Origin of the sequence: Asaia sp. VD9, assembly GCF_037150015.1 — a bacterium.
Classification (GTDB): domain Bacteria; phylum Pseudomonadota; class Alphaproteobacteria; order Acetobacterales; family Acetobacteraceae; genus Asaia.
In genome coordinates, this window is record NZ_JBBCQM010000032.1 from 1 (window position 1) to 4,209 (window position 4,209).

The following is a 4,209-nucleotide window of genomic DNA, read 5'->3' on the forward strand; positions in this document are numbered from 1 at the left end:
GCGCAAGGATTCCATCCAGATCCCGACGCATGTCGCGATCTGTCCGAAGGAAATCAGAGGCACCACAGGTCAGGATCAGGTCTTCGCTGCCAGACGCGCGGACCTCGGCAAGGATATCCGTACCCTCGACCGTTTCGGGATCGAGGGAAGCAGTTGATCCATCAGGCAGAATGACGGAACGGACGCCGCCACTGGTATCGTCAGAAACACCTGACAGCACGATGCGTGCTGCCGTTTCTGCATTACAAGCCTCTATCGAGAGGGTCGCCTCATCCATCATGATGAGGCGTTCGACGATTTTTACATCGAAGCGAGGCATGGCGCTTACTCCGTTCCGCTATGCGGGACGCAGTAACCAGCGCTCATAAGCTCGGTCGCCACGGCGAAGGGGTGGTGACGGTCCTTGTATCGCCTGGTCATGATTGACGCGTCGGTACGGTCGAACAAGGAGCAGCGCGAGTTTGTGAGCAACTGAACACGGGCATTGATCATCCGCAGCCAGCCATAATAGCCGAGATGCCCATGAGCATGAGGGGTGAACTCGTCGGGCTCGGCGTCCGTCCAGACAGGAGCGCGATCGCTGAGCTGGAATGGCGCCGCTTTTGCCCCCCACATGCGCACGGGGGGCGTTCCGTCCTCGATCGTCGCATCGAGCATGATCGTGAACAAGAACGCCTCGTCGCGCAGTCCGCCGTCTCGAGCGCAGCGAGCGTACCAGCGCGGCTTGCGCGCGCCTGGAACGATCTCGGCGCAAACGAGAAAGGACAGTTCGCGCGATCGCTGACGAACCAGCTGGCCGAAACTGTTCATCGCGCTCGAAAGGGAGGCTGCGTTCGTAGCGTCTGCCTCATGGGCGAGGTCTGCAAAAATCCCGGGTGTGGGCTCGATCGCATACTGATCGGCTTTTTCAACGCGCGCGGCGGGGGACGCGACCAACTGGAAACGGGTCATCGTGAGTCTCCTGAATACGAAAAAGCCGCCTTGCGGCGGCTTGAGGGAATGGAAAGGATCAGGCTTCGGATCGGGAGGTGAAGACATACTCGGCACCGCCGAACGACTTGCTCCATGGCGTGTCTTCCTGCCTGGCGCAGTCGCTGTGATGGTCGAATGTGCCGGTCTTGAAGCGGCCGGTAATCTCGGACACCTGATCTTCGGAAGGACCGCCACACCAGCGAACGTAAATGCAGCCGTATTCCGACTTGCGAACGCTGAATTTCGTTGTCTTGAACGCAGCCTTTAGAAGTTTGCGGATGTTCTTCGCAGCGAGTGCTCCGTCGCAATCGTCACCCTGTTCCAGATCGGCGTAAGCCGGATCGGCTTTCAGGGCCTCGACCACACGTGCGAACGCCGCCTCTTCCTCGCGTTCCTTCGCGAGCTGCGCAGCCTCGAGATCTGATGCAAGTTTCTCGAGCTCGGCAAGACGCCAAGCTTCGGCGAACCCCGCTTCCTTGGGGTATATTTTCCACTGCGGGCCATGAATGATGCATTCCGGTAGCCGTACTGAACGAGCGCCGATTTCGAAAATGATATCAAAGTGCGCGTTGCCTCCGGTGCCCATGAGGCCACCGATGCGCTTAACGGTTTGCGGCATCTGTTCCCCATGGATCGCAGTGATATAGCCACGCCCTCTGTCGTAGAGGGGTGTTGAAACCATGGTGCCCACTTCGAGGGTATGTGCTGTGTCTGACATCCTGCGTCTCCTTTATTTCTGCTGGATGCCCTCCCGCTGACGCGAACGACTGGCCGGGGCCAGGGCGGCGCGCGCGCCGTTTACGGAGCCACGCGCAGCTTGCGAGCATGGCGACGCCCTGGCGGCGGACTGGCGTTTGTGTCAGCCCCCTTTCTCCTCATTGTCTCGCGGGTCGCGTCGTAATGAGGGAGGGTCGGTGGAAAGAGGACAAAGAAAAGGGCGATGCCTCTGCGCGGAGACATCGCCCTTGAAAATCGTATCCGGATTGACCATCATCGGAGGTGATCGAGGGGTACCTCGGGAAAAGATAGCCCCTCGATCGGTGCGGAAATGCTACTCGAAAAGGCTCTTCAGAGCGGCTGTAACCGCCTGAAGGGCTTTCTTCGTTTTACGAAGAGATTTCGAGAGCCATTTCCTGTCCACCACAATCAAAACGATCACGGAGGACTCTCCTCTGACATTGGGCGCGACACCACGGCCCCGCGGCATCTGACCCGGCTACGAGATATGGGGCCGCGACGGTGCAGAGGTGTGCCCTCTGGATCGTTTCGCCCATGCCCGGCTCGTCAGGCGACCCAAATGTCTGGCTGCGTCAGTATGGAATCTCCCACTCCTCAAGCGGCGGTACCGTTTTCGGAGCCGTAAGATCGCGCCATGCATCGATACCGTGCTCGCGGACATAGTCATGAGCGCTGTCGTCTTCCGGATGGGGAACGCGCAATCCGACATAAAAAGGATTGGGGTACCAGACGTCACGGTCGCTGAGCACCCATGCACAGTCGGTGCGCACCCGTCCTGCCTCAAGGGCGTAGTCGCGATCGGCGAGAGATTCGAAGCTCATCCTGCGTCTCCTCAGGAGGGGTAACGTTCGTTGAAAGAGCGGGCGACTGGCGATCCGGTACGGACCAGCTGCCATGCGGGGTCGGTGCGGCTGGCTCTCAGTGGCAGCGGCTTGTCGTGACGACCGTCCCAGCTCAGACCTTCGCAGGGACCGAGAAGCTTTGCGGCCTGGGCTACGCGATCGCGACCGGGGCAGACACGTTCATTGCCGCCCGTGCTGCGCTGGCAGGGATTTGCGGGCGTGGCGTTGCAGTTGGGACAGGCGAAGCGATAGGCTGGATCACCGTCATCCCATTCGTGGTGGCAACGACGACAGGTGACGCTTTCGGATGTGCAGGACCAGCGAACCGGTGTGCTGAAAGTCGTATTTTTTCTGGAAAACAGATCGTAGTTCATCGACAATCTCCTCTTGATTGCCTCCCGCGCGACGGGGCGTCGGTTTTCGGGTCAAGGGCGACGCGCAAGCGTCGGGCGTAGCCTTCCCTTGATGCGAAAAGCGACGTCCCGTAGCCCTCTCTGCTTTGTTGGTGGGGCACGCGTGTTGAGCGCCCCTACCCTTCAGGCTGGGCCTTAGAACGGGATCTCGTCGTCCAGATCTGAACCGGAATTGCTGGTCTCTTGCGACTGACGCGGCGGCGCGTTACGGGAGGGACGATCATCAAGGCCAAAGCGGCTCTCGTCGCTGTAGCTCTGCGCGTTATCGAGCAGGGTGAGCTCGCCACGAAAGCGGTCGATAACGATTTCCGTGGTGTAGCGGTCCTCGCCGGACTGATCGGTCCATTTGCGGGTCTGAAGCTGTCCCTCGATGTAGACCTTGCGGCCCTTGCGCAGGAAGCGTTCGGCGACATCGGCAAGGCGTTCGTTGAAGATCACGACGCGATGCCACTCGGTGCGCTCCTTGCGCTCGCCCGAGTTACGGTCATTCCAGCTTTCGCTCGTGGCAACCGTCAGATTGACGATCTTCGCGCCAGACTGGGCGTTGCGGACTTCCGGGTCGCGACCGAGATTGCCTACGAGAATGACCTTGTTGACGCTGCCTGACATGAGGGGATCTCCGTGACTGCATGAAGAGAGGATCGTCCCGGCCACCTGGCGCACAGTTACAGAAATTGCTCTGCCTGCTCGGGATCATATTTCTCTCTTGATGCTTCACGGGAACCGGGACGGCGCAGCCGGGGCAATCGCTGCGCTCTTGCGCCGGGATCGGCATCGACCCGCAGCCACGCGCAGCTTGCGAGCATGGCGAGGACGCGATGCCGACCCACCGATTGCGCCGGCTGCGCCGTTCTGGTTTCCCTCTCTCCTCTCTCTCCTGTGTGCAGCGTTCTATGGATGCATTCGAGACGGCGCGACGCGATGCTTAGGTTGGCACCATGATCTCGCGCCAACGCTTACCTGCATGCCACTCTGTGACGCCTTGCAACGCCCAGTTCGACCCTTCGGGGTGGTATTCGCAAGACAATGCGAGGCTCGGAAATTCTTTGCTGATGCGATCACCCAGAAGATAGGTGGGGCCGTCATCAAGGCCGAGCTGGTCAAAGTGCAGCTCCAGCAGACCGCCAGCCGCAACGGCTGGCGCCTCCTCGACCATGAATTGCGCGCGCAGGCGCTCGATATCGGCGGCGCTGCCGATTGCAGTGAAGATATTGTGGCTGCGATTGCCCATCACGCCGCCTCCT

At 60.3% G+C, this 4,209-nt stretch carries 7 protein-coding genes; all 7 read right to left on the reverse strand.

What is annotated here, in order from left to right; genetic code table 11:
* The coding region (locus WFJ47_RS16345) for a hypothetical protein (protein WP_336764419.1) at window positions 1-319 on the reverse strand (319 nt) is incomplete at its 3' end.
* 5 nt (window positions 320-324) lie between these two features.
* Complete coding sequence (locus WFJ47_RS16350; protein WP_336764421.1) at window positions 325-951, reverse strand: hypothetical protein; 627 nt, start codon at window positions 949-951, stop codon at window positions 325-327.
* Between the two features lie 58 nt (window positions 952-1,009).
* A complete protein-coding gene (locus tag WFJ47_RS16355) occupies window positions 1,010-1,690 on the reverse strand; it encodes an LPD29 domain-containing protein (protein ID WP_336764422.1) in 681 nt (226 codons plus the stop codon).
* Between the two features lie 592 nt (window positions 1,691-2,282).
* Window positions 2,283-2,531 (reverse strand): hypothetical protein, encoded by a 249-nt coding sequence (locus WFJ47_RS16360; RefSeq protein WP_336764424.1) that lies wholly within the window; start codon window positions 2,529-2,531, stop codon window positions 2,283-2,285.
* 11 nt (window positions 2,532-2,542) lie between these two features.
* The gene (locus tag WFJ47_RS16365; RefSeq protein ID WP_336764425.1) at window positions 2,543-2,926 is read right to left on the reverse strand and encodes a hypothetical protein; all 384 of its coding nucleotides are present in this window, start codon (window positions 2,924-2,926) and stop codon (window positions 2,543-2,545) included.
* Window positions 2,927-3,100: 174 nt separating this feature from the next.
* Entirely contained in the window at window positions 3,101-3,574 is a 474-nt protein-coding gene (gene ssb, locus WFJ47_RS16370; RefSeq protein WP_336764427.1) for a single-stranded DNA-binding protein, read from the reverse strand.
* A 316-nt stretch (window positions 3,575-3,890) separates the two neighbouring features.
* Window positions 3,891-4,209: hypothetical protein (locus WFJ47_RS16375; protein ID WP_336764429.1), on the reverse strand; the 319-nt coding region annotated here is incomplete at its 5' end.

Bases quoted from the DNA above. Each gene is read 5' to 3' on its own strand.
- WFJ47_RS16350 (WP_336764421.1), bottom strand. From the start codon at position 951: ATGACCCGTTTCCAGTTGGTCGCGTCCCCCGCCGCGCGCGTTGAAAAA.
- WFJ47_RS16355 (WP_336764422.1), bottom strand. From the start codon at position 1,690: ATGTCAGACACAGCACATACCCTCGAAGTGGGCACCATGGTTTCAACA.
- WFJ47_RS16360 (WP_336764424.1), bottom strand. From the start codon at position 2,531: ATGAGCTTCGAATCTCTCGCCGATCGCGACTACGCCCTTGAGGCAGGA.
- WFJ47_RS16365 (WP_336764425.1), bottom strand. From the start codon at position 2,926: ATGAACTACGATCTGTTTTCCAGAAAAAATACGACTTTCAGCACACCG.
- ssb (WP_336764427.1), bottom strand. From the start codon at position 3,574: ATGTCAGGCAGCGTCAACAAGGTCATTCTCGTAGGCAATCTCGGTCGC.